This is a genomic window from Kribbella sp. C-35, from assembly GCF_046549195.1.
Taxonomy (GTDB): domain Bacteria; phylum Actinomycetota; class Actinomycetes; order Propionibacteriales; family Kribbellaceae; genus Kribbella.
Genome location: NZ_JAJPWG010000017.1, coordinates 1 through 595, shown reverse-complemented (window position 1 = coordinate 595; position 595 = coordinate 1). Strand labels below are relative to the sequence as shown.

Annotated in this window: 1 protein-coding gene; it reads left to right on the top strand. The window is 54.3% G+C overall.

Going from position 1 to position 595, the window contains the following annotated elements:
- Positions 1-595: efflux RND transporter permease subunit (locus tag ACLJOO_RS42670; protein ID WP_410794084.1), on the top strand; the 595-nt coding region annotated here is incomplete at both ends.

Below are 595 nucleotides of genomic sequence, written 5' to 3'. Positions count from 1 at the left end.
GTCGAGCGTGTCATTGCGGAAGATAAGCTACCGCCGAAGGAAGCGACGCATAAATCGATGGGGCAGATCCAACGTGCGCTGGTCGGTATTGCCGTTGTTCTTTCCGCAGTGTTTATGCCGATGGCCTTTATGAGCGGTGCAACCGGGGAGATCTACCGCCAGTTTTCCATCACGCTGATCTCCTCCATGCTGCTTTCAGTATTTGTGGCAATGAGCCTGACCCCTGCCCTGTGCGCCACCATTCTGAAAGCCGCGCCGGAAGGCGGTCACAAACCTAACGCCCTGTTCGCACGCTTCAACACGCTGTTTGAAAAATCAACTCAGCACTATACCGATAGCACCCGCTCGCTGTTGCGTTGTACCGGTCGCTACATGGTGGTCTACCTGCTGATTTGCGCCGGGATGGCGGTGCTGTTCCTGCGCACGCCGACCTCTTTCTTACCAGAAGAGGATCAGGGGGTATTTATGACCACCGCGCAGTTACCTTCCGGTGCCACCATGGTTAACACCACGAAAGTGCTGCAACAGGTGACGGATTATTATCTGACTAAAGAGAAAGATAATGTCCAGTCGGTGTTTACCGTTGGCGGCTTTG